This is a genomic window from Pseudomonas sp. B3(2017) (genome assembly GCF_002113595.1).
Classification (GTDB): domain Bacteria; phylum Pseudomonadota; class Gammaproteobacteria; order Pseudomonadales; family Pseudomonadaceae; genus Aquipseudomonas; species Aquipseudomonas ekonensis.
Map to the genome: position 1 here is coordinate 90,791 of NZ_NEIU01000018.1, position 20,194 is coordinate 110,984.

At 67.2% G+C, this 20,194-nt stretch carries 23 protein-coding genes; 8 read left to right on the forward strand and 15 right to left on the reverse strand.

The window, feature by feature from the left end; all coding sequences use genetic code 11:
- Positions 1-82: 82 nt before the first annotated feature.
- Positions 83-613: a bacterioferritin gene (locus CAG33_RS22820; protein ID WP_085582815.1), complete on the reverse strand. Its 531-nt coding sequence runs from the start codon at positions 611-613 to the stop codon at positions 83-85.
- A gap of 101 nt (positions 614-714) precedes the next feature.
- Positions 715-1,647: a LysR substrate-binding domain-containing protein gene (locus CAG33_RS22825; protein ID WP_170929979.1), complete on the reverse strand. Its 933-nt coding sequence runs from the start codon at positions 1,645-1,647 to the stop codon at positions 715-717.
- A 92-nt stretch (positions 1,648-1,739) separates the two neighbouring features.
- Here CAG33_RS22825 and CAG33_RS22830 point away from each other — a divergent pair, with 92 nt between their 5' ends.
- From CAG33_RS22830 to CAG33_RS22840, 3 genes are all read left to right on the forward strand, one after another.
- The gene (locus CAG33_RS22830; RefSeq protein WP_085582811.1) at positions 1,740-2,378 is read left to right on the forward strand and encodes an FMN-dependent NADH-azoreductase; all 639 of its coding nucleotides are present in this window, start codon (positions 1,740-1,742) and stop codon (positions 2,376-2,378) included.
- Positions 2,379-2,684, forward strand: coding sequence for a multidrug efflux SMR transporter (locus CAG33_RS22835; RefSeq protein ID WP_085640618.1), 306 nt, complete (start codon positions 2,379-2,381; stop codon positions 2,682-2,684).
- A 91-nt stretch (positions 2,685-2,775) separates the two neighbouring features.
- A complete protein-coding gene (locus CAG33_RS22840; protein ID WP_085582807.1) occupies positions 2,776-3,666 on the forward strand; it encodes a triacylglycerol lipase in 891 nt (296 codons plus the stop codon).
- 14 nt (positions 3,667-3,680) lie between these two features.
- Here the strand turns inward: CAG33_RS22840 and CAG33_RS22845 are convergent, their stop codons facing one another.
- Positions 3,681-4,568, reverse strand: a complete 888-nt coding sequence (locus CAG33_RS22845; RefSeq protein ID WP_085640620.1) for a DMT family transporter — start codon at positions 4,566-4,568, stop codon at positions 3,681-3,683.
- Between the two features lie 97 nt (positions 4,569-4,665).
- Between CAG33_RS22845 and CAG33_RS22850 the strand changes: the two genes are divergently transcribed.
- The 3 genes from CAG33_RS22850 (at position 4,666) to CAG33_RS22860 (ending at position 7,029) form a co-directional block, all read left to right on the forward strand.
- Positions 4,666-5,460 carry a helix-turn-helix transcriptional regulator gene (locus tag CAG33_RS22850; protein WP_085582803.1) on the forward strand — a complete coding sequence of 265 codons (795 nt, stop codon included), beginning with the start codon at positions 4,666-4,668 and terminating at the stop codon, positions 5,458-5,460.
- Positions 5,461-5,523: 63 nt separating this feature from the next.
- Positions 5,524-5,829: a PsiF family protein gene (locus CAG33_RS22855; protein WP_085640622.1), complete on the forward strand. Its 306-nt coding sequence runs from the start codon at positions 5,524-5,526 to the stop codon at positions 5,827-5,829.
- Positions 5,830-6,015: 186 nt separating this feature from the next.
- Positions 6,016-7,029, forward strand: a complete 1,014-nt coding sequence (locus CAG33_RS22860; protein WP_085582801.1) for an AI-2E family transporter — start codon at positions 6,016-6,018, stop codon at positions 7,027-7,029.
- A 51-nt stretch (positions 7,030-7,080) separates the two neighbouring features.
- Here the strand turns inward: CAG33_RS22860 and CAG33_RS22865 are convergent, their stop codons facing one another.
- Positions 7,081-8,355 (reverse strand): Hsp70 family protein, encoded by a 1,275-nt coding sequence (locus CAG33_RS22865; protein ID WP_085582799.1) that lies wholly within the window; start codon positions 8,353-8,355, stop codon positions 7,081-7,083.
- Positions 8,356-8,644: 289 nt separating this feature from the next.
- Between CAG33_RS22865 and CAG33_RS22870 the strand changes: the two genes are divergently transcribed.
- Together CAG33_RS22870 and CAG33_RS22875 are read left to right on the forward strand one after the other, a co-directional pair.
- Complete coding sequence (locus CAG33_RS22870; RefSeq protein ID WP_085582797.1) at positions 8,645-9,589, forward strand: DnaJ C-terminal domain-containing protein; 945 nt, start codon at positions 8,645-8,647, stop codon at positions 9,587-9,589.
- A 23-nt stretch (positions 9,590-9,612) separates the two neighbouring features.
- Positions 9,613-9,918: a chaperone modulator CbpM gene (locus CAG33_RS22875; RefSeq protein ID WP_085582795.1), complete on the forward strand. Its 306-nt coding sequence runs from the start codon at positions 9,613-9,615 to the stop codon at positions 9,916-9,918.
- Positions 9,919-10,044: 126 nt separating this feature from the next.
- On the opposite strand, the gene CAG33_RS22880 is transcribed toward CAG33_RS22875, so the two are convergent.
- From CAG33_RS22880 to urtB, 11 genes are all read right to left on the reverse strand, one after another.
- Complete coding sequence (locus CAG33_RS22880; protein ID WP_085582792.1) at positions 10,045-11,172, reverse strand: sensor histidine kinase KdpD; 1,128 nt, start codon at positions 11,170-11,172, stop codon at positions 10,045-10,047.
- Between the two features lie 154 nt (positions 11,173-11,326).
- Positions 11,327-13,027 carry an urease subunit alpha gene (ureC, locus tag CAG33_RS22885; RefSeq protein ID WP_085640624.1) on the reverse strand — a complete coding sequence of 567 codons (1,701 nt, stop codon included), beginning with the start codon at positions 13,025-13,027 and terminating at the stop codon, positions 11,327-11,329.
- A 160-nt stretch (positions 13,028-13,187) separates the two neighbouring features.
- On the reverse strand, positions 13,188-13,496 hold the full coding sequence (locus CAG33_RS22890; RefSeq protein WP_085582788.1) for an urease subunit beta: 309 nt from the start codon (positions 13,494-13,496) through the stop codon (positions 13,188-13,190).
- Positions 13,493-14,029 (reverse strand): GNAT family N-acetyltransferase, encoded by a 537-nt coding sequence (locus CAG33_RS22895; RefSeq protein WP_085582786.1) that lies wholly within the window; start codon positions 14,027-14,029, stop codon positions 13,493-13,495. The genes CAG33_RS22890 and CAG33_RS22895 overlap by 4 nt, the downstream gene beginning before the upstream one ends.
- Before the next feature lie 5 nt (positions 14,030-14,034).
- On the reverse strand, positions 14,035-14,568 hold the full coding sequence (locus tag CAG33_RS22900) for a GNAT family N-acetyltransferase (protein WP_085582784.1): 534 nt from the start codon (positions 14,566-14,568) through the stop codon (positions 14,035-14,037).
- Between the two features lie 9 nt (positions 14,569-14,577).
- The gene (ureA, locus tag CAG33_RS22905; protein ID WP_085582782.1) at positions 14,578-14,880 is read right to left on the reverse strand and encodes an urease subunit gamma; all 303 of its coding nucleotides are present in this window, start codon (positions 14,878-14,880) and stop codon (positions 14,578-14,580) included.
- A gap of 92 nt (positions 14,881-14,972) precedes the next feature.
- On the reverse strand, positions 14,973-15,812 hold the full coding sequence (locus tag CAG33_RS22910; protein WP_085582780.1) for an urease accessory protein UreD: 840 nt from the start codon (positions 15,810-15,812) through the stop codon (positions 14,973-14,975).
- A 30-nt stretch (positions 15,813-15,842) separates the two neighbouring features.
- Positions 15,843-16,541: an urea ABC transporter ATP-binding subunit UrtE gene (gene urtE / locus CAG33_RS22915; protein WP_085640626.1), complete on the reverse strand. Its 699-nt coding sequence runs from the start codon at positions 16,539-16,541 to the stop codon at positions 15,843-15,845.
- Positions 16,542-16,680: 139 nt separating this feature from the next.
- Complete coding sequence (gene urtD / locus CAG33_RS22920) at positions 16,681-17,553, reverse strand: urea ABC transporter ATP-binding protein UrtD (protein ID WP_085582776.1); 873 nt, start codon at positions 17,551-17,553, stop codon at positions 16,681-16,683.
- Complete coding sequence (gene urtC / locus CAG33_RS22925) at positions 17,550-18,629, reverse strand: urea ABC transporter permease subunit UrtC (protein ID WP_085582774.1); 1,080 nt, start codon at positions 18,627-18,629, stop codon at positions 17,550-17,552. The genes urtD and urtC overlap by 4 nt, the downstream gene beginning before the upstream one ends.
- The gene (urtB, locus tag CAG33_RS22930) at positions 18,629-20,131 is read right to left on the reverse strand and encodes an urea ABC transporter permease subunit UrtB (RefSeq protein ID WP_085582772.1); all 1,503 of its coding nucleotides are present in this window, start codon (positions 20,129-20,131) and stop codon (positions 18,629-18,631) included. Before urtB ends, urtC begins: the two co-directional genes overlap by 1 nt.
- Between the last annotated feature and the right edge of the window lie 63 nt (positions 20,132-20,194).

Here is a 20,194-nt window from a genome sequence, read left to right on the forward strand (position 1 = left end):
GCAAAACAGTGGCTTGCGGTGCTGCGAGTGACGCCGTCGCCAGCAGGCTGGCTCCTACAGGTCTTCGGGTGCGGCGCTGGCGCTACAGGTCTTTCAGGATGTCGGCCATGTCATCGGCATGTTCTTCTTCCTGGGCCAGGATGTCTTCGAAGAGGCGCCGGGTGGTGGGGTCTTTCTCGCCCAGGTACTGGATGATTTCGCGGTAGCTGTCGATGGCGATCCGCTCGGCCACAAGGTCCTCGTAGACCATTTCCTTGAGGGTCTTGCCGGCCACGTACTGGGCGTGGGACAGCTTCGACAGCAGGTCGGGGTTGAATTCCGGCTCGCCGCCCAACTGCACGATGCGTTCGGCCAGGCGGTCGGCGTGGGCGGCTTCCTGGGTGGCGTGTTCGAGGAATTCGTCGGCGGCCACATTGGCCTTCAGGCCGTTGGCCATGAAGTAATGGCGCTTGTAGCGCAACACGCAGACCAGTTCGGTGGCCAGCGATTCGTTGAGCAGGCGCAGCACTTCCTGGCGGTCGGCGCTGTAGGTTTCGGTGACGGCGCCGTTTTCCACATGTTGCCGTGCGCGTTCGCGCAGGGTTTGCACATCCGATAAATGCAGGTCGCTCATGTCGGTCTCCTGGAGGCTAATCCGTTTGTGCGCCGCGTTCTGCCGACGCGGTCGCTTCCCAGGTTGTGAGTGTCGGGCGAGGCAAAAAGTTTTATCGGATTTCAGCGCGGCAGGTGTCCCGACAATCGGGCCTCCTCCTGCAGCCAGGCGAAGAATGCCTTCACCGGCGGATGCCGCTCGCGCCCCGGCACGCACAGGGCGCTGTAGCCGGCGCCGTCGACCTGCACGGTGCCCTTGTACGGCACCAGCAGGCCGCCGGCGACGCTCTCCGACACCAGGATGTTGCTCGCCAGCACCAGCCCCTGCCCGGCGATGGCGGCTTGCAGGGCGTAATGCTCTTCGTCGTATTCGCGGATCGCCGGCTGCTGCTTCAGCCAGTTTTCGCCGGACATCGCGCACCAGGCCTCCCAGCCATGGGCGTACAGCTTCGAGTTGTGCCAGCGCACGCTGATCAGCGCGGGGGTGCGCCGGGCGGCCAGCGCCACCTGCTCGGGCGAACCGTACACTCCGAACGACTCGTCGAACAGGCACAGGCCGTACAGGTTCGGGTAGTCGTCCAGGCTGTAGCGCAGCACCAGGTCGACGCTGGCGTCCTGGTGCAGGTCGATCACTTCGCAGTGAGTGTCCAGGCGCACGTTGATGTTCGGGTGGCGGGCATAGAAGCGGCCCAGGCGCGGCACCAGCCACAGCGCGGCGAACGCGGCGGTGGTGGACAGCGTCAGGCTGCTGCCGCTGCGCTGCGGGCGCAGGGTGTCGACGCTCTGCGCCACCTCCAGCAGGGCGCCGTGGAGGCTGCGGAACAGTCGCTCTCCGCCTTCGGTCAGGCGCACCTGGCGCGGCAGGCGCTCGAACAGGGCGACGCCCAGCCAGTCCTCCAGGGAACGGATCTGGTGCGAGATCGCCGTGGGCGTCACCGCCAGCTCTTCGGCGGCGGCCTTGAAGCTCAGCAGGCGCGAGGCGGATTCGAACGCGCGCAGGGCGGTCAACGGCAACGAGGCGAACATGGGAACACTCCATGGATGAAATGGATTCATCCAGACTGATTTTTGCTCATTTGAAGAGAGGCGGCTGCGAACCTCAAGCTGCAAGCCACAAGCAGTTCGATTCTAGTCCGGAGGATATACAGATGAGCAAAATTCTTGCGATCCATGCCAGCCCACGGGGCGAGCGTTCCCATTCGCGGCGCTTGGCAGAGGGGTTTCTCAGTGCCTGGCAGGCGCGCCACCCGCAGGCCCAGGTGACCCGCCGCGAAGTCGGCCGGGCGCTGATCCCGGCGGTCAACGAGGCGTTCGTCGCGGCGGCGTTCTACCCCGAGCCCGAGGCGCGGCCGTTGACGATGCAGGCGGACCTGGCGCTCAGCGACCAACTGGTCGGCGAGCTGTTCGACCATGACCTGCTGCTGATCTCTACGCCCATGTACAACTTCAACGTGCCCAGCGGCCTCAAGGCCTGGGTCGACCAGATCGTGCGGCTGGGCCTGACCTTCGACCACACGCTGGACAACGGCATCGCCCAGTACACGCCGCTGCTGCAAGGCAAGAAAGCGCTGATCGTCACCACCCGCGGCGGCTTCGGCTTCGGCCCGGGCGGCGAGCTGGAGGCCCTGAACCACGCCGATCCGTGGCTGCGCACAGCGCTGGGCTTCATCGGCATCAACGACGTCACGGTGGTGGCGGCCGAGGGCGAGGAATCCGCCGAACGCACCTTCGCGGTGTCGGTGGCCGAGGCCGAGCAGCGCCTGCTCGGCCTGGCCCGGGCGTTCTAGGTGGCCTGGCTGTTGTTGATGGTCGCGGCGGCGTTCGAAGTCACGTTCGCCATGGGCATGAAGTACGCCGACGGCTTCACCCGTTTGTGGCCGTCGCTGATCACGGTGGCTGCGGCGGTGGGCGGGGTGTATTTCCTGACGCTGGCGATGCGCGAGCTGCCGGTGAGCGTCGCCTACCCGGTCTGGACGGCCATCGGGTCGCTGGGCACGGTGCTGCTCGGGGTCGTGCTGCTGGGCGAGAGCCTGACCCTGGTCAAGCTGCTGTCGGTGGGGCTGATTGTGGCGGGGGTGGCGGGGCTGAAGTAGGCTGCCGGTTGAGTTGTCATCTTCGGCGCGGATGCTGGGCGGGCGTTTTGCTGGCCCCGCATCCCCTCAACCTTCACAAGGAAGTCCGCCCATGTCGCAAGCCTCGGCCACCCGATATCCCCTGGTGCTGGTGCCGGGCATGCTCGGGTTCATTCGCCTGGTGCTGTACCCGTACTGGTACGGGATCGTGTCTGCGCTGCGCCGGGGCGGCGCCACGGTGATCGCCGTGCAGGTGTCGCCGCTCAACTCCACCGAAGTGCGCGGCGAGCAGTTGCTGGCGCGGATCGACGAGATCCTGCGCGACACCGGCGCCGAGAAGGTCAATCTGATCGGCCACAGCCAGGGTTCGCTGACCGCCCGCTACGCGGCGGCCAAACGGCCGGACCGGGTGGCGTCGGTGACGTCCGTGGCCGGGCCCAACCATGGTTCGGAGCTGGCGGACTACCTCGAACGCCACTACCCGGCGGACAGCGCCCGGGGCCGACTGCTGGAGGTGCTGCTGCGGTTCGTCGGCTGGTTGATGGGTGTGCTGGAGACCGGCTACCGCGGGCCGAAGCTGCCGGTGGACATCCACGCGTCGCACCAGTCGCTCACGACCGAGGGCGTGGCGCTGTTCAACCGGAGTTATCCACAGGGGCTGCCCGAAACCTGGGGCGGGCAGGGGCCGGAGGTCGTCGACGGCGTGCGCTACTACTCCTGGTCCGGCACCTTGCAGCCGGGCAAGACCGACCGGGGCGGCAACCTGTTCGACGGCACCCACCGCAGCTGCCGGCTGTTCGCCAAAACCTTCGTGCGCGAGGCCGGGCAGTGCGACGGCATGGTCGGGCGTTGCAGCTCGCACCTGGGCACGGTGATCGGCGACGACTACCCGATGGATCACTTCGACATCGTCAACCAGTCGCTGGGGCTGGTGGGCAAGGGCGCGGATCCGGTGCGGCTGTTCGTCGAGCATGCGGCGCGCCTGAAGGCCGCCGGGCTCTGATGTTTGGTGAGGGATCAGGCCAGGCTCGCCCTGCTGCCGATCACGGTGGTCCAGCGCTCGGAGAGAATCACCCCGCCCAGCGTCAGCAGCCCGCCCACCAGGTGGTACATCGCCAGTTGCTCCTTGAGCACCGCCGCGGCGATCAGCGCCGTGATCAGCGGCAGCAGGTTGAAGAACAGGGTCGTGCGGCTCGGGCCCAAGCGCTGCACGGCCTGCATCCAAGCAAGCGGCGCGAGCATCGAGGCCAGCAGGCACGCGTACAGCACCAGCGGCAGGTTGTGCAGGGTCAGGCCGGACTTCGGCGAGGCGGCGTACAGCGGAAACAGCACCACCACCGCCACCAGCACTTGCAGGTACAGCAGCACCAGCGGCGGCAGGCGCAGCTGCCACTTCTTCAGCAAGGTGCTGTAGACCGCGTAGGCGAGGGTGGCGACCAGCATCATCGCGTCGCCCAGGTTCACGCCGTGCTGCAGCAGGGCGCCGAGGCTGCCCGACGACACCACCACCAGCACGCCGGCGAACGACAGCACCGCACCCACCAGCGCCCCGGCGGTCAGGCGCTGGCCGAGGCTGGCGATGGCCATGGCCAGCGACATCAGCGGCATCAGCGACAGGATGATGCCCATGTTGGTGGCGCTGGTCATCGTCGCGGCGAAGTAGGCCAGGCTCTGGTAGACCGCCATGCCCAGCACGCCGAGCACGAAGATCTTGCCCAGGTTCGGGCGGATCTGCGGCCAGTGGGCGATCACGCCCTTGAGCATGAAAGGCGTGAAGAACAGCCCGGCCAGCAGCCAGCGGTAGAAGCCGATCTCGGCGGGGAAGATCGCACCGACCGCGAGCTTGTTGACCACGGTGTTGCCGGCCCAGATGAAGATCGCCAGCAGGGGAAACGCGTATTGCATGGGGAAAAACCGAAACGTTGAAGGATGGCCAATTATCCTCTGTCCGGATCCAGCCCTATACTGCGAACCGGACAACCTGCCCCTGATGACGGACAGCATGAGCAGCAAACACATCGACCTGCTGGATTTCAGCGAACTGCCGTCGGCGGTGTACTTCCGTTACGCCGACTTCAACGCCCACGAATACGCCGCGCCGCACCGCCACCCTTGGGGCACGCTGGAGTACGCGGCCCATGGCGTGCTGCACATGGACGTCGACGGCAGCCGCTTCATGTCTCCGCCGCAGTACGCGGTGTGGGTGCCGCCGCAGGTCGAGCACAGTTTCTACAGCCATCAGCCGGTCAACTACCGGGCGGTGTGCCTGGCCCCTTCGGTGTGCGCCGACCTGCCGGCGCGGGCCTGCACCCTGGCGATCAGCGACATCCTCAAGGCGATCCTCAAGGACTTCGCCGCCCGCGACGTGAAGATCCCCGACCTCGACGCCGACCGGCGCCTGGCCCAGGTGCTGGTGGACCAGTTGCGCCAGGCGCCGGTGCACGAGTGCTACCTGCCCTACGCCAGCAGCCCGGGCTTGCTGGCGATCCTCGACGCGCTGCAGGCCGAGCCCGGCAACAACCAGACCCTGGCGCACTGGGCGCAGCAGGTGCATGTGAGCGAGCGCACCCTGGCGCGGCAGTTCGTGCGCGAATTGGGGATGAGTTTCGGCGAATGGCGCCAGCGCCTGCGTTACCTGGCGGCCATCGAAGCGCTGGAGAGCCCGCGCAGCGTGCAGGAAATCGCCTTCGACCTCGGCTACAGCAGCGGCTCGGCGTTCATCGCCATGTTCGCCCGCCAGGCCGGGTGCACGCCGGAGCAGTACCGGCGCAGCCACCTGGACGGCAGGAAGGTGTAACAAGCTTTGACTACACTGCCGGAGAGGCCGCACCCGTCGGTGCGGCGACCAGGAGAAAACTCCATGAAGATGTTGCGTGTCCCTTTGCTGATGATCGGCCTGCTGCTGTGCTCCCAAGGGTTCGCCGCCACGGCGCAACAGAACAAGATGACCACCTGCAACGCCGACGCCACGGCCAAGAGCCTCAAGGGCGACGAGCGCAAGGCCTTCATGAGCACCTGCCTGAAAGCGGCGCCGGCGGCCAACGACGCCAAGGCCCTGACCCCGCAGCAGCAGAAGATGAAGACCTGCAACGCCGATGCGGCGACCAAGGCCCTGACCGGCGATGCGCGCAAGACCTTCATGAGCGAATGCCTGAAGAAAAAATGATCGGCTGAGGCTTGCGGCGGGCGTGCGGACCTAATCGGATCGCCGCCCGTGGCAAGGAGAACGCAGAGGCTGGCATCCAACCTCCCCCTGTGGGAACCAGCCTGCTGGCGATGTGCATATCCCTAGTGCTCACCCCGGATCGCTGGCAGACTGCCAATCCTTTTACGCCGTTCGTTTTGAGGCTGTATGCCAACGTTTTCTGAGCGTCATGTCGTGTTGTGGGCCAGTTGGATCATCATTTTCGGCGGGTTGCTGCTGGTGTTGCCGTTGCGTCTGCTGCCCAGCCTGCTGGCCGGGCTGCTGGTGTTCGAACTGGTCAACATGCTCACCCCGCAACTGCAGCGGCTGATCGAAGGCCGGCGCGCCCGCTGGCTGGCGGTGGCGCTGCTCGGCACGCTGGTGGTGAGCGTGCTGGCGCTGATCTTCGCCGGCGCCATCAGTTTCCTGCTGCATGAGGCGGAGAACCCCGGCGCTTCCCTCGACAAGTTCATGGGCGTGGTCGACCGCGCGCGGGGCCAGTTGCCGCCCTTCGTCGACGCCTACCTGCCGGCCAGCGCCGCTGAGTTCCGGGTGGCCATCGGCGAGTGGATGAGCAAGCACCTGGCCGATCTGCAACTGGTGGGCAAGGACGCGGCGCACATGTTCGTGACCTTGCTGATCGGCATGGTGCTCGGCGCGATCATCGCCCTGCAGCGGGTGCCGGACGTCACCAAGCGCAAGCCGCTGGCGGCCGCGCTGTTCGACCGCCTGCACCTGCTGGTCCAGGCGTTTCGCAACATCGTCTTCGCGCAGATCAAGATTTCCCTGCTCAACACCTTCTTCACCGGGATCTTCCTGGCGGTGATCCTGCCGCTGTTCGGCATCAAGCTGCCGCTGACCAAGACCCTGATCGTGCTGACCTTCCTGCTCGGCCTGCTGCCGGTGATCGGCAACCTGATGTCGAACACCCTGATCACCATCGTCGGCCTGTCGCTGTCGATCTGGGTGGCGATCGCGGCGCTGGGCTACCTGATCTTCATCCACAAGCTGGAATACTTCCTCAACGCGCGCATCGTCGGCGGGCAGATCAGCGCCAAGTCCTGGGAACTGCTGCTGGCGATGCTGGTGTTCGAGGCGGCGTTCGGCTTGCCGGGGGTGGTGGCGGGGCCGATCTACTATGCGTACCTGAAGAGCGAGCTGAAGCTCGCGGGGATGGTCTGACCGGGCGAGCCTGGCTGGCTTGCCCGGTCAGTTGTGGCGAGGGCAGTGGGGTCAGTTCATCGCGCCGTAGCGCTTCATCGCCTCGATCGCCAGCCCGCTGCCGATGCTGCCGAAGATGTTGCCTTCCACATGCCGCGCGTTGGGCAGCATCGCCGCGACGCTGTTGCGCAGCGCGGGGATGCCGCTGGAGCCGCCGGTGAAGAACACCGTGTCGACCTGGCCCACCGCCACGCCGGCGTCGGCCAGCAGTTGGGTGACGCTGGCGCGCACGCGCTCAAGCTGGGGGTCGATGGCCGACTCGAACAGCGTCCGGGTCAGTTCCACGTTGAGCCCGGCCTCGATCCGGTCCAGCGCCACCTGGCGGCTGTCGCTGTGGGTCAGCTGGATCTTGGTCTCTTCCACTTCCATCGCCAGCCAGTGGCCGGCGCGCTGCTCGATCAGCTTGAACAGGCGGTCGATGCCGCCGGTGTCCTCGATGTCGTAGCGCATGCTGCCCAGGGCCAGGGTCGATTTCTGCGAGTACACCGAGTTGATGGTGTGCCAGGTCGCCAGGTTCATGTGGTGGCTGGTGGGCATGAACGCGCCGCTCTTCATCCGGCTGCCGTAGCCGAACAGCGGCATCAGGCCCTGCAGGCTCAACTGCTTGTCGAAGTCGGTTCCGCCGATGTGCACGCCGCCGGTGGCGAGGATGTCGTCGTGACGGTTGTCCACACCCCGGCGCTCGGGCGACAGGCGCACCAAGGAGAAGTCCGACGTACCGCCGCCGATGTCGACGATCAGCACCAGTTCTTCCCGTTCCAGGGTCGACTCGTAGTCGAACGCCGCCGCGATCGGCTCGTACTGGAAGGACACGTCCTTGAAGCCGATCTTCTTCGCCACCTCCGCCAGGGTGTCTTCGGCTTCCTGGTCGGCCAGCGGATCGTCGTCGACGAAAAACACCGGGCGGCCCAGCACCACCTGCTCGAACTCGCGGCCGGCGGAGGCCTCGGCGCGGCCCTTGAGCTGGCCGATGAACAGCCCGAGCAAGTCCTTGAACGGCATGGCCGTGCCCAGCACGCTGGTGTCGTGCTTGATCAGCTTGGAACCGAGCAGGCTCTTGAGCGAGCGCATCAGGCGACCTTCGTAGCCTTCCAGGTACTCGTGCAGCGCCAGGCGCCCGTACACCGGACGGCGTTCTTCGATATTGAAGAAGACCACCGACGGCAGGGTGATCTTGTCGTCTTCCAGCGCGATCATCGTTTCCATGCCGGGGCGCAGCCAGCCGACGGTGGAGTTGGACGTGCCGAAGTCGATGCCGCAGGCACGGGCTGGAGAGGCGTCTTTCATGTCTTTCGGTTCCGGTCAAAAAAACGGCCGCGCAGTGTATGCCAGTGCGCGGCAGATTCGAAGGCCGGTCATCCGCAATTTGCCGCCCGGATGCCTTGAAAGCCTGCGCATCGCCCCAAACTTGCTGGCATGGGCCGGCAGATCACCGGCGGTCGCAAGAACCGCCGTCCACTGCCGATAAACTTCTGCTGCGCCGATCGGTCACAAAGTTGAGATCGGTCAAACCGGCCTGCGCGAATCGGCGCAAGCTGACACTGGCGCGAAACCGATGACGATGGTGACTCCTTAGATGGACTTCAAAGACTATTACAAGATACTCGGCGTGGAGCCGACGGCGGACGACAAGGCGATCAAGGCCGCCTATCGCAAGCTGGCGCGCAAGTACCACCCCGATGTCAGCAAGGAAAAGGACGCCGAGGCCAAGTTCAAGGACGCCTCGGAAGCCTATGAGGCGCTCAAGAGCGCCGACAAGCGCGCCGAGTACGACGACCTGCGCCGCTACGGCCAGCACGGCCAGCCGTTCCAGGGCCCTCCGGGCTGGCAGAGCCGCGGCGGCTTCGGCGGCGGATCCGACGGCGGCGACTTTTCCGATTTCTTCAGCTCGATCTTCGGCAACCGCGGCCCCGGCTTCGGCGGTGGCGGCCGGCAATCGCGCAGCGCCGGGCGCCGGGGGCAGGACGTGGAAATGGAACTGCCGATCTTCCTTGAGGAGACCCTGTCGAACGAGTCGAAGAAAGTCACCTTCCAGGTGCCGCAGCACAACGCGGCGGGCCAGCACGTCAGCAACACCAGCAAGAGCCTTAACGTGAAGATCCCGGCGGGGGTGACCGACGGCGAGCGCATCCGCCTCAAGGGCCAGGGCGCACCGGGCGTCGGCGGCGGGGCCAACGGCGACCTGTACCTGACCATCCGCTTCGCGCCGCACCCCAAGTTCGACGTCGAAGGCGACAACCTGATCATCACCCTGCCGCTGGCGCCGTGGGAACTGGCGCTGGGCGCCGAGGTGGCGGTGCCGACCCTGACCGGCAAGATCAACCTCAAGGTGCCGGCCGGCAGCCAGAACGGCCAGCGCATGCGCGCCAAGGGCCACGGCCTGAAGAACAAGGCCGGCGAGCGCGGTTACCTGTTCGTCCAGCTCAAGGCCGTGATGCCGAAGGCGACGGGCGACGACGTCAAGGCCCTGTGGCAGGAACTGGCCAAGAAAGCCGCCTTCAACCCGCGAGAGAACTTCTGAACCCAGCGACGGAGTAGCCCGGCATGAGCAGCCCCCTGATCGTTCAACTGGACATGGCAGAATTCTGTGAGGCGACCGACCTGACGGACGCCTACGTGATCGAGATCGTCGAGCACGGCATCCTCGAACCTCAGGGCGCGCAGCCCCGGGAGTGGCGCTTCACCGATGTCGAACTGACCCTGGCCCGGCGCGCGGCCAAGCTGCGGCGCGACCTGGAGCTTGAGTGGGAAGGGGTGGCGCTGGCGATGGAGCTGCTGGAGGAGGTGAAGGCGCTGCGGGCGGAGAACCGGATGCTGCGCCAGCGCCTGGCGCGGTTGGTGGCCGAGTGATCCTTGCGCTGACTTCATCGGCCTCTTCGTCGGCTCGCAGCCCTGAGCGAGCCCGATGCCACTGTTGACCGCATTCCCCTGAGGGAGCGGGCTTGCCCGCGATGAACGGTCACGCGGACTCTCAGGTTAAGCCTTCCTCGGCAACACCACGCTGAACAGCGTCCCTTCCTCCCCGCTCGAACTGACCTCGATCGTCCCGCCATGGGCGGTCACCACTTCCTTGACGATGAACAGCCCCAACCCGAGGCTGGTGGACGTCTGGCCGAGCACTTCGTCGGCGCTGCGCACCAGCGGGTCGAAAATCGTGCCGATGGCGTCCTCTGAGATCGGCTCGCCGTGGTTGTGCACGGTCAGGCGCACGCTGTCGGCTTCCCCGTGCAGGCTCACCACCACGCCCTGCGGGCCGGTGCCGTGCTGCAAGGCGTTGCCGATCAGGTTCTGCAGCAGTTGGGCCAGCCGTCCGGCGTCCCACACCCCGTGGGTGTCGCCCTCGACCTTCAGGATCGTGTCGCTGTCCGGATTGCCGGCGAAGGCCTCGGCGATGGCCGCCCGCGCGGTGTCCGCCAGGTCCATCGGCGCCGGTTCGATCGGCAGGCTCTTGCCCAGGCGGCTGCGTACCAGTTCCAGCAGGTCGCTGACCATGGCCGCCATGTGCCGCGAACCGTCCTTGATGTTCTGCACGAAGGGCAGGGCGTCGTCCTGCAGCGCGGCCTTGCGCAGCAGCATTTCGGTGGAGATGGTCACGGCCTGCAGCGGCGCGCGCAGGTCGTGGCCGAGAATGGCCAGGAAGATGTCCCGCGAGCGGTTGACCTGTTCGGCGTAGGCCGCCGTGGACTCGGCCAGGGCTTCGTCGATGGCTTCGTTGAAACGGATCATGTCGCGCAGGCCGGTGCGGTCCGGCGTCTGCAGGCTGTCGACCCACAGGCGGATCACGCAGGCGCGCAAGTGGCGGAACTCGGAGGTCATCTGCACCAGGTCGAAGCCCACCGAGTGGCGCATTTCGCCATGGCTGGCGCCGGCCTGGTCCAGGCTCGGGGTCTTGGGCGGCCCTTCGCCCTTGGACTTGTCGGCCTGTTCGTCGGCGGTCTGCGGTTTGTCCATGTCCCGGGCGGCGGCCAGCAGGAGCGAGCGGGCGTGGTCGCGCAGGGCCGGGCTGTCCAGGTAGTCGGCCGCCGGGGTGATGGTGCGGGCGAAGGTCTCCCACTCTTCGACGATGGGATCGACGTTGGCCACGATGAATTCGGAAAGACGCATGAACGGTTACCTGATGCGATTCACAGGGGAGCGTCTCGAAGCGTAGTCCGTCTGGCGAAAAACGGGATGAATTGCTGTGGCGAGGGCGCTTGCTCCCGCTGGACGGCAAAGCCGTCCCCCGGGATCCTCGCCACAGCCCCTGCGGAGCACCGGATCAGAACAGGAAATACCGCTGCGCCATCGGCAGGGTGTCCGCCGGTTCGCACCACAGCAGCACGCCGTCGGCCTTGACCTGGTAGGTCTGCGGATCCACGTCGATGGCCGGCAGGTAGTCGTTGTGGATCAGGTCGGTCTTTTGCACGTCGCGGCAGCCCTTGACCACGCCGATGGCCTTTTTCAGGCCCAGGGCCTCGGGCAATCCGGCCTCGTGGGCGGCCTGGCTGATGAAGGTCAGGCTGGTGGCGTGCAGCGAGCCGCCATAGCTGGCGAACATCGGCCGGTAATGCACCGGCTGCGGCGTGGGGATCGACGCGTTGGCGTCGCCCATCAGGCTGGCGGCGATGGCGCCGCCCTTGAGGATCAGCGTCGGCTTGACCCCGAAGAACGCCGGACGCCACAGCACCAGGTCGGCCCATTTGCCCACTTCCACCGAACCCACCTCATGGCTGATGCCGTGGGTGATCGCCGGGTTGATCGTGTACTTGGCGATGTAGCGCTTGGCGCGGAAGTTGTCGTTGCCTTCGCCGTCCTGGGGCAGCGGGCCGCGCTGGCGCTTCATCTTGTCGGCGGTCTGCCAGGTGCGGGCGATGACCTCGCCGACCCGGCCCATGGCCTGGCTGTCGGAACTGATCATGGAGAACGCGCCGAGGTCGTGGAGGATGTCTTCGGCGGCGATGGTTTCGCGGCGGATGCGGCTTTCGGCGAACGCCACGTCTTCGGCGATGCTCGGGTCCAGGTGATGGCAGACCATCAGCATGTCCAGGTGTTCGTCGATGGTGTTGCGGGTGAACGGCCGGGTCGGGTTGGTCGAGCTCGGCAGCACGTTGGGGAAGCCGCAGGCCTTGATGATGTCCGGCGCATGGCCGCCGCCGGCGCCCTCGGTGTGGTAGGTGTGGATGGTGCGGCCCTTGAACGCGCCGAGGGTGGTCTCGACGAAGCCGGACTCGTTGAGGGTGTCGGTGTGGATCGCCACCTGCACATCGAACCGGTCGGCGACGCTCAGGCAGTTGTCGATGCTCGCCGGGGTCGTGCCCCAGTCCTCGTGCAGCTTGAGGCCGATGGCGCCGGCCCTGACCTGCTCGATCAGCGGCTCCGGCAGGCTGGCGTTGCCCTTGCCGGTGAGGCCGATGTTCATCGGGAACGCGTCGGCGGCCTGGAGCATCCGCGCCAGGTGCCACGGCCCCGAGGTGCAGGTGGTGGCGTTGGTGCCGGTGGCCGGTCCCGTGCCGCCGCCGATCATGGTGGTGACGCCGCTCATCAGCGCCTCTTCGATCTGCTGCGGGCAGATGAAGTGGATGTGGGTGTCGATGCCGCCGGCCGTGAGGATCATGCCTTCGCCGGCGATGACTTCGGTGCCGGCGCCGATGGCGAAGGTGACACCGGGCTGGATGTCCGGGTTGCCGGCCTTGCCGATGGCGTTGACGCGCCCGTCCTTGAGGCCGACGTCGGCCTTGACGATGCCCCAGTGGTCGACGATCAGCGCGTTGGTGATGACGGTGTCGACCACCTCGGCGGCCAGCCGCTGGCTCTGGCCCTGGCCGTCGCGGATCACCTTGCCGCCGCCGAACTTCACTTCTTCGCCGTAGGTGGTGAAGTCCTGCTCGACTTCGATCCACAGCTCGGTGTCGGCCAGGCGCACCTTGTCGCCGACGGTGGGGCCGAACATGTCGGCGTAGGCTTGACGCGAGATCTTCATTCCAGTTCCTTGCACGAATGTGTTGTGGCGAGGGAGCGCGCTCCCGTCGGGCTGCGCAGCAGCCCCAAAACCTGCCGATGATTGTCTTCACCCATTGCGCGTTGCCCGGATTGCGGGCGCTGCGCACCCGGGCGGGAGCAAGCTCCCTCGCCACAGGGCCTCAGTCGAGGTCGCCCATGACTTTGCCGGCGAACCCGAACACCCGGCGCAGCCCGGCGAGCTCGACGAGCTCCACCTCGCGGCTCTGCCCAGGCTCGAAGCGCACGGCGGTGCCGGCCGGGATGTTCAGGCGCATGCCGCGGCTGGCGGCGCGGTCGAAGGCCAGGGCGTCGTTGGTCTCGAAGAAGTGGTAGTGCGAGCCGACCTGGATCGGCCGGTCGCCGCGGTTGGCCACCGTCAGGCTGAGGGTGCGGCGGCCGGCGTTGAGTTCGATGTCGCCGGGCCGGATCTGGTATTCGCCGGGAATCATCCGTTCGCTCCTTGCAGGATCTTGTAGTAGAGGGCCGTCGGGCGGTAGGTGCCGTCCGGGCCGCAGGCGTAGTCGGGAATCTCCCCGGCCTTGGTGTAGCCCTGCGCCCGGTAGAAGTCTTCGGCCGGCGAGCCGGCCTCGGTGTCGAGGTACAGCATGCCGCGCCTGTGCTGGCGCGCGGTCTGCTCCAGCGCGTCCATCAGTTGCTGGCCGAGGCCGCGGCGGCGGGCGTTTTCGCGCACCAGCAGCTTCTGCACCTCGGCGCGGTTCAGGCCGTTGGCCTTCTGGCACAGGCTCAGTTGCACGCTGGCCTGCACCTGCTCGTCCTTGACCACCACCCACAGCAGGACGCTGCCCTTGTTCACGCTGTCCTGCACATCGTCGAAATAGGCACGGGCCTGGGCGGCGTCGAGGCCGGCCATGAAGCCGACGCTGGCGCCGTAACCCACCGCGTCGAGCAGCAGGTCGATCAGGCCCTGGCGGTAGTGCGCAAAACTTTCGGCATTGACGCGTCGCAGTTGGGCGGGGTTCATCGGTGTCACTCCTTGTGGGCGGCCGGTGGCTGCGCGCCGGGATTGAGGGTCAGTTGCATGAACGTCAGGTCGAGCCAGCGGCCGAACTTGGTGCCCACCTGCGGCATCTGCCCGGTGACGATGAAGCCGGCGCGCTCGTGCAGGCGGATCGACGCCGCGTTGCCGCTTTCGATGGCGGCGACCATCACGTGCTTGCCGCAGGCCTTCGCCCGTTCGATCAGCGCCGTCATCAACTTCGGCCCCAGGCCGTTGCCGCGCTGGTCGCTGCGCACATAGACCGAATGCTCGACGGTGTGGCGGAAACCGTCGAACGGCCGCCAGTCGCCGAAGGAAGCGTAGCCGAGCACGGTGTTGTCGGCGTCGGTGATCACCAGGATCGGGTAGGCCTGGGCCTGGCGGGCGCTGAACCACGCCTGGCGGTTGCCCAGGTCCACCGCCTGTTCGTTCCAGATCGCCGTGGTGTTGAGCACGGCGTCGTTGTAGATGTCGCGGATCGCCGGCAGGTCGGCGTGCAGCGCATCGCGCAGGGTGTAGGTCATGGCGCGGCCTCAGGCGATCGGTTGGTGGACGGTGACCAGTTTGGTGCCGTCGGGGAATGTCGCTTCGATCTGGATCTCCGGAATCATTTCCGGGATGCCTTCCATCACCTGCTCGCGGGTCAGCAGGGTGGTGCCGTAGTGCATCAGGTCGGCCACGGTCTGGCCGTCGCGGGCGCCTTCGAGCAGCGCGGCGGAGATGTAGGCCATGGCTTCGGGGTAGTTGAGCTTCACGCCGCGGGCCAGGCGCCGCTCGGCGACGAGGCCGGCGGTGAAGATCAGCAGCTTGTCTTTTTCGCGTGGGGTCAGGTCCATCGTAGACATCCGTCAGGGCAGTTCGAAAAGGTGTCGGAGCGGCGGATGCCGATCCTTGCGGGAGCGAGCCCGTTCCCGCACAAAAGCTTCATTCAGGTGTTCCAGATCCGTGGCGGCACGGCCTCGCGGCCCAGCAGCACCGGGCGCAGCAGGCGCCACAGGCCGATCAGCCAGGCGCGGGCCTGCAGCGCCTCGGCGGCCAGGCAGCGGGCCACCAGCAACCCCGGCAGTTGGGTCAGGTCGCCGCGCACGCCAGGGTCCAGGGCGCGGCAGCGCTCCAGCAGCCCGGCGTCGATCTCGCCGGTGACCAGCAATGTGGCGAACACCGGATGGCCGTCCAGCCCGATCGGCGAGTCCAGCAGGCCGTCGCCGCCGGCGATGCGCTGGCGTTCGTGCCAGAGCGGCCGACCGTCGCGGCGGATGTCCAGGTGCGCCTGGAAGTGGCCGCGGTCGAAGCGCTCCCCGGCGGCCGGGCGGCCCAGCGCCACCACGTCCCAGTAGAACAGGCGGGCGTCGTCCTCAAGGTCGATCGAGGTGGTGAGTTCGGCCTGGGCGGCGCTGTAGACGATGGTCTCCTGGGGCAGCCATTCCAGGGTCGCCCCGGGGCCGACGCGCAGGTCGAGCCGCTGGAAGGCCGGCCCGGCCGCGCGGTACCACTTGGCCGCGCCGGGGCTGGTGATCTGGGCCCAGGCGTCCCGTTCGACATGGGCGCCGATGTTCAGCCGGTCACCGCCGGCGATGCCGCCCGGCGGGTGCACGATGATGTGCTGGCAGACCTCGGGCCCTTCGGCGTACAGGTGCTTCTGCACGCGCAGCGGGCCGAGGTGGCGGCGCCGGGTGGGCCGGGTGCAGTCGCCGAAGCGGGCGTAGGCCAGCTCCAGCTCGGCGTGCCAGCTCGGGGTGAACAGGGCGGTGGGGACGGGTGAGTTCATGTTCTTCGATGATCGCCGGGACGCTACAGACTAGATCGTTACCAGCCCGCGCACACCCTCGGCCTCCATATTTTCTCCGCGGCCCTGCTGCACGATCTCGCCGCGGGACATCACCAGGTACTGGTCGGCCAGTTCGGCGGCGAAGTCGTAGAACTGCTCCACCAGCAGGATCGCCATGTCGCCGCGGGCGGCGAGCCGCTTGATGACGGCGCCGATTTCCTTGATCACCGACGGCTGGATGCCTTCGGTGGGCTCATCGAGGATCAGCAGGCGCGGGCGGCTGGCCAGGGCGCGGCCGATGGCCAGCTGTTGCTGCTGGCCGCCGGACAGGTCGCCGCCGCGCCGCTGCTTCATCTGCTGCAGCACCGGGAACAGCTCGTAGATGAACGCCGGCACCTCTTTGGCCTCGCGGCCGGGAAAGCGCGACAGGCCCATCAGCAGGTTCTCCTCCACGGTCAGCCGCGCGAAGATCTCCCGGCCCTGGGGCACGTAGGCGATGCCGGCGTGCACCCGCTGGTGCGGCTTGTGCGCGGTGATCGCCCGGCCTTCCCAGCTCACCGTGCCTTCCTTGGCCGGCAACAGGCCCATCAGGCACTTGAGCAGCGTGGTCTTGCCCACGCCGTTGCGCCCGAGCAGGCAGGTGACTTCACCGACCTTCGCCTCGAAGCTCAGGCCTCGCAGGATGTGGCTACCGCCGTAGTACTGGTGCAGCTTGTCGACTTGCAGCATCTTCAAGTTCCTTGAGTATCACTCTGCCCCTGTGGGAGCTGGCTTGCCAGCGATAGGGCCGGCACATTCGACATGGCGGGTGCCTGACCCACCGCTATCGCCGGCAAGCCAGCTCCCACAGGATTTGTATTCGCAAGGTTCAGCGACCGAGGTACACCTCGATCACCCGCTCGTTGTCCTGCACCTGCTCCAGCGACCCTTCGGCCAGCACGCTGCCCTGGTGCAGCACGGTGACGCGGTCGGCGATGGCGCCGACGAAGCCCATGTCGTGCTCCACCACCATCAGCGAATGCTTGCCCGCCAGCGACTTGAACAATTCGGCGGTGAACTCGGTCTCGGCGTCGGTCATCCCTGCCACCGGTTCGTCGAGCAACAGCAACTGCGGGTCTTGCATCAGCAGCATGCCGATCTCCAGGAACTGCTTCTGGCCGTGGGACAGCAGGCCCGCAGGCCGGTTGACCGAGGCGCTCAGGCGGATGGTCTCCAGCACCTCGGCGATGCGGTCTTTCTGCTCGCCGCTCAGGCGCGCCCGCAGGCTGGCCCACACCGACTTATCGGTCTTCTGCGCCAGCTCCAGGTTCTCGAACACGCTCAGGGCTTCGAACACCGTGGGCTTCTGGAACTTGCGGCCGATGCCGGCCTGGGCGATCCGCACCTCGCTCATCTGCGCAAGGTCCAGGGTTTCGCCGAACCAGGCCTTGCCGCGGGTGGGGCGGGTCTTGCCGGTGATGACGTCCATCAGCGTCGTCTTGCCCGCGCCGTTGGGGCCGATGATGCAGCGCAGCTCGCCGACGCCGATGTACAGGTTCAGGTCGTTCAGCGCCTTGAAGCCGTCGAAGCTGACGCTGATGTCCTCCAGGGTCAGGATCGTGCCGTGGCGGGTGTCGAGCCCCGGGCCGACACGCTGGCCGAGGCCCAGGGCATCGCGGCCGGTGCCGGCGTCGCGGTTCGGATCCAGCGGCGGGAAGAAGGCCGGTTCGAGCATGAACTCGGCGCTGGCGGTCACTCTCATGGCTCACCTCGTTTTTTCAGCAGGCCGATCACGCCTTTGGGCAGGTACAGGGTCACGCCGATGAACAGCGCGCCGAGGAAGAACAGCCAGTATTCGGGGAAGGCCACGGTGAACCAGCTCTTCATGCCGTTGACCAGGCCGGCGCCGAACAGCGGGCCGATCAGGGTGCCGCGCCCGCCGAGGGCGACCCACACCGCGGCTTCGATGGAGTTGGTCGGCGACATCTCGCTCGGGTTGATGATCCCCACCTGCGGCACGTACAGGGCGCCGGCCAATCCGCACAGCACCGCGCTCAACACCCAGACGAACAGCTTGAAGCCGCGCGGGTCGTAGCCGCAGAACATCAGGCGGTTCTCCGCATCGCGCAGGGCGGTCAGCACCCGGCCGAACTTGCTCCGGGCCAGCTTCCAGCCGATGAACAGGCTCGCCGCCAGCAGCAGCACCGTAGCCAGGAACAGCGCCGCGCGGGTGCCGGGTTCCGTGATGCCGAAGCCCAGGATCGTGCGGAAATTGGTGAAGCCGTTGTTGCCGCCGAACCCGGTCTCGTTGCGAAAGAACAGGAGCATGCCGGCGAAGGTCAAGGCCTGGGTCATGATCGAGAAGTACACGCCCTTGATCCGCGAACGGAAGGCGAAGAAGCCGAACGCCAGCGCCAGCAGCCCCGGCGCCAGCACCACCAGGCACAGGGCCCAGAGGAAGTGGTCGGTGCCGCTCCAGTACCAGGGCAACTCGTTCCACGACAGGAACGTCATGAACGCCGGCAAGCCGTCCCCGGCGGCCTGGCGCATCAGGTACATGCCCATGGCGTAGCCGCCGAGGGCGAAGAACAGGCCGTGCCCCAACGACAGCAGGCCGGCGTAGCCCCAGACCAGGTCCAGCGCCAGGGCGACGATGGCGTAGCAGAGGATCTTGCCGACCAGCGTCAGGGTGTAGGCCGAGACGTGCAGCGCGCTGTCCGCCGGCAGCAGCGACAGCAGCGCCAGGGCGATCAACAGGGCGAACGCCGCGGCGCCGACGGCGAGGGTGATGGTAGGGCCGGCCTTTTGCGTGGCCGTGAGCAACAGTGGCTGGTTCATCAGTCGATCACCCGTCCCTTGAGAGCGAAGAGGCCTTGCGGACGCTTCTGAATGAACAGAATGATCAGCGCGAGGATCAGGATCTTGCCGAGCACCGCACCGATCTGCGGTTCGAGCAGTTTGTTGGCCACACCGAGGCCGAAGGCGGCGCACACGCTGCCGGCCAGTTGGCCGACGCCGCCGAGCACCACTACCAGGAACGAGTCGATGATGTAGCTCTGGCCCAGGTCCGGCCCGACGTTGCCGATCTGGCTCAGCGCCACGCCGCCGAGGCCGGCGATGCCCGAGCCGAGGCCGAAGGCGAGCATGTCGACCCGTCCGGTGGGCACGCCGCAGCAGGCGGCCATGCTGCGGTTCTGGGTGACGGCGCGCACGTTCAGGCCCAGGCGCGTCTTGTTCAGCAGCAGCCAGGTCAGCGCCACCACGAACAGCGCGAAGGCGATGATCACGATGCGGCTGTAGGGCAGCACCAGGTTCGGCAGCACCTGGATCCCGCCGGACAGCCACGCCGGGTTGGCCACCTCGACGTTCTGCGCGCCGAACGCCAGGCGCACCAGTTGGATCAGCATCAGGCTGATGCCCCAGGTGGCGAGCAGGGTTTCCAGCGGCCGGCCGTAGAGGTGGCGGATCACCGTGCGCTCCAGGGCCATGCCGATGGCGGCGGTGACGAAGAACGCCACCGGCAGCGCGATCAGCGGATAGAACTCCAGGGCCTGCGGCGCGTGGCGCTGGATCAGCAGTTGCACCACGTAGGTCGAGTAGGCGCCGAGCATCAGCATTTCGCCGTGGGCCATGTTGATCACGCCGAGCAGGCCGAAGGTGATCGCCAGGCCCAGCGCCGCCAGCAGCAGGATCGAGCCCAGGGACAGTCCGCTGAACGCCTGGCCGAGCAGGTCGCCCACCAGCAGCTTGCGCTTGACCTGGCCCAGGCTGGTTTCGGCCGCCGTGCGCACGCCGGCGTCGGTTTCGGCGCCGGGTTCGAGCACGCCTTCGAGGCGGGTGCGGGCCAGCGGGTCGCCGGTCTCGCCGAGCAGGCGCACGGCGGCCAGGCGCACCGCCGGGTCGGCGTCCGCCAGTTGCAGGTTGGCCAACGCCAGGCTCAGGGCGGCGTGGACATGCTCATCGGTTTCGCCGGCCAGTTGCCGGTCGAGGAAGTTCAGTTGGGCGGGCTTGGCGCTCTTCTGCAATTGCTGCGCAGCGCCCAGGCGGATCTTCGCGTCGGCGGCGAGCAACTGGTGACTGGCCAGGGCGGTGTCGGTCAGGCCCCGCAGGCGGTTGTTCAGGCGCAGGGTCTTGGTCTGGCCGGCGACGGTCAGTTCGCCTTGCTGCAGGGCGCCGAGCAGTTCGATGCGCGCCGGATCGGGCTGCGCGGCCCAGGCTTCCAGCAGTTTGGCCTGTTGCGCGGGGTTGGCGGCGACGAAGTCTTCGGCATCCCCGGCGTGGGTGGCCATCGGCAGCAACAGTGCGACGGCCAGGATCAAGCGGATAAGGGCAGTGGGCATAGAGAGGCGCCTTGCTTGGATTGTGTGGGAGCTGGCTTGCCGGCGATGCAGGCGACTCGGTGC

Bases quoted from the DNA above. Each gene is read 5' to 3' on its own strand.
- CAG33_RS22830 (WP_085582811.1), top strand. From the start codon at position 1,740: ATGAGCAAAATTCTTGCGATCCATGCCAGCCCACGGGGCGAGCGTTCC.
- CAG33_RS22850 (WP_085582803.1), top strand. From the start codon at position 4,666: ATGAGCAGCAAACACATCGACCTGCTGGATTTCAGCGAACTGCCGTCG.
- CAG33_RS22860 (WP_085582801.1), top strand. From the start codon at position 6,016: ATGCCAACGTTTTCTGAGCGTCATGTCGTGTTGTGGGCCAGTTGGATC.
- CAG33_RS22890 (WP_085582788.1), bottom strand. From the start codon at position 13,496: ATGATTCCCGGCGAATACCAGATCCGGCCCGGCGACATCGAACTCAAC.
- CAG33_RS22895 (WP_085582786.1), bottom strand. From the start codon at position 14,029: ATGAACCCCGCCCAACTGCGACGCGTCAATGCCGAAAGTTTTGCGCAC.
- CAG33_RS22855 (WP_085640622.1), top strand. From the start codon at position 5,524: ATGAAGATGTTGCGTGTCCCTTTGCTGATGATCGGCCTGCTGCTGTGC.
- CAG33_RS22910 (WP_085582780.1), bottom strand. From the start codon at position 15,812: ATGAACTCACCCGTCCCCACCGCCCTGTTCACCCCGAGCTGGCACGCC.
- CAG33_RS22865 (WP_085582799.1), bottom strand. From the start codon at position 8,355: ATGAAAGACGCCTCTCCAGCCCGTGCCTGCGGCATCGACTTCGGCACG.
- CAG33_RS22870 (WP_085582797.1), top strand. From the start codon at position 8,645: ATGGACTTCAAAGACTATTACAAGATACTCGGCGTGGAGCCGACGGCG.
- urtE (WP_085640626.1), bottom strand. From the start codon at position 16,541: ATGCTGCAAGTCGACAAGCTGCACCAGTACTACGGCGGTAGCCACATC.
- urtC (WP_085582774.1), bottom strand. From the start codon at position 18,629: ATGAACCAGCCACTGTTGCTCACGGCCACGCAAAAGGCCGGCCCTACC.
- urtB (WP_085582772.1), bottom strand. From the start codon at position 20,131: ATGCCCACTGCCCTTATCCGCTTGATCCTGGCCGTCGCACTGTTGCTG.
- CAG33_RS22825 (WP_170929979.1), bottom strand. From the start codon at position 1,647: ATGAATCCATTTCATCCATGGAGTGTTCCCATGTTCGCCTCGTTGCCG.
- CAG33_RS22875 (WP_085582795.1), top strand. From the start codon at position 9,613: ATGAGCAGCCCCCTGATCGTTCAACTGGACATGGCAGAATTCTGTGAG.
- urtD (WP_085582776.1), bottom strand. From the start codon at position 17,553: ATGAGAGTGACCGCCAGCGCCGAGTTCATGCTCGAACCGGCCTTCTTC.
- ureC (WP_085640624.1), bottom strand. From the start codon at position 13,027: ATGAAGATCTCGCGTCAAGCCTACGCCGACATGTTCGGCCCCACCGTC.
- CAG33_RS22845 (WP_085640620.1), bottom strand. From the start codon at position 4,568: ATGCAATACGCGTTTCCCCTGCTGGCGATCTTCATCTGGGCCGGCAAC.
- CAG33_RS22880 (WP_085582792.1), bottom strand. From the start codon at position 11,172: ATGCGTCTTTCCGAATTCATCGTGGCCAACGTCGATCCCATCGTCGAA.
- CAG33_RS22900 (WP_085582784.1), bottom strand. From the start codon at position 14,568: ATGACCTACACCCTGCGCGATGCGCTGCACGCCGACCTGCCGGCGATC.
- CAG33_RS22840 (WP_085582807.1), top strand. From the start codon at position 2,776: ATGTCGCAAGCCTCGGCCACCCGATATCCCCTGGTGCTGGTGCCGGGC.
- CAG33_RS22820 (WP_085582815.1), bottom strand. From the start codon at position 613: ATGAGCGACCTGCATTTATCGGATGTGCAAACCCTGCGCGAACGCGCA.
- ureA (WP_085582782.1), bottom strand. From the start codon at position 14,880: ATGGACCTGACCCCACGCGAAAAAGACAAGCTGCTGATCTTCACCGCC.